The organism is Microcystis sp. LE19-10.1B, assembly GCF_027530565.1.
Taxonomy (GTDB): Bacteria; Cyanobacteriota; Cyanobacteriia; order Cyanobacteriales; family Microcystaceae; genus Microcystis; species Microcystis aeruginosa.
Window position 1 is genome coordinate 1 of sequence record NZ_JAPZQM010000077.1, and the last position, 1,304, is coordinate 1,304.

At 45.9% G+C, this 1,304-nt stretch carries 1 protein-coding gene; it reads left to right on the forward strand.

Going from position 1 to position 1,304, the window contains the following annotated elements; genetic code table 11:
* Positions 1-587 (forward strand): calcium-binding protein (locus O9332_RS02775; RefSeq protein WP_288023537.1); only part of this gene is annotated, 587 nt, incomplete at its 5' end.
* Positions 588-1,304 lie beyond the last annotated feature (717 nt).

Genomic DNA, 1,304 nt, shown 5'->3' on the forward strand with positions numbered 1-1,304 from the left:
GCTACACTATCAGTGGACCCGACACGGCTACGGCCACCATTCTTGACAATGATGGTAACTCAGCTAATAACAACTTGGTCGGGACAAGCTTTGCCGATGCCCTGGCTGGAGTGGGAGGTAATGACACCCTTAGCGGTTTAGAAGGTGATGATACCCTCGATGGTGGAGCGGGTAATGATAACCTGACAGGCGGTCTTGGCAAAGATACCCTAACGGGAAGCACGGGATTGGATACTTTGACCTACAATTCCCTCGGTGATTCGCTGCTGAGTGGCTTTGATGTTATTCAAGGCTACAGTGGCACGGGTGCTAGTCTTGATAGCATTAATGCCCCTGGGTCTATTGCGCCAATCACTTTGACCGCATCGAAAGGCACAGCTACTGCTTTAACCGAAGCGGCGATTCAGTTGGTCTTGACTAATGCGGCCTTTGCTGCTAACACGGCGGCGGCCTTTAACGTGACAGGTCAAAGTGGTACTTTTATCGCTCTCAATAATGGAGCGGCCGGTTTCCAAGCCGCTAGTGATGCGATCATTCAACTGAGTGGTTACAACATTGCTGCCGCCAGACCAGTGGTAGTGATCTAGATTGAGAGATCATTTAAGTTTGCCGGCAGTGGGAGAATCTTCTCCTACTGCCACTAGGGGTCTTTCAAAGCATAAGCTTCCTGTTGTTGTTCTGCGAAGCCTAAGAGGGGGGTGATTCGGTAGTAGCGATGGGGGCTTAATCCTTTGCTTTGCTGTGCATTGTAGTCATGGATAACTGGACTTCCTCCGTATAAACATACTAGCTATGGCTAAAAGTCTTACAGAGCCTGAGTTCAAGCAATAAAATACCAATGAACTACTGGATGCCAAATCCTGAAGTTCTTACGCAGATAGGGTTTGAGGCAAAAATTTTCAAATTTGACCCCTCGACCATTATAGCTTGTTTCGGGGCAGAAAACCAGCAAAAACATGGCTACAGAGGAAATCGCTTACTCTAGAGATTAATCACACTATCTGTTACAATCTGGTTAGCGATCACTATACAGCCAACTCTACGGAATCGCTCTACTCCAGATACAGTCAACGGTACAGACATTTTCAAGCGAAAAATGTACCCAGTAGCCTCTTTTCAATTTTTTCTGAGACGCTCCCTAAGGGTTTTGTTGATTTTTTAGTATTTATCGAAAATTTGGGTTAAAACCCCGTCCTTTTAGGACGGCTTTAAGCTACAATGGAAAAAGCGATAACCAAGCTAAAAACTGAACCTTGACAACAGATAGTAGGGGGTTTTGTTCAGAAAAGAATTCAAATTCGGCC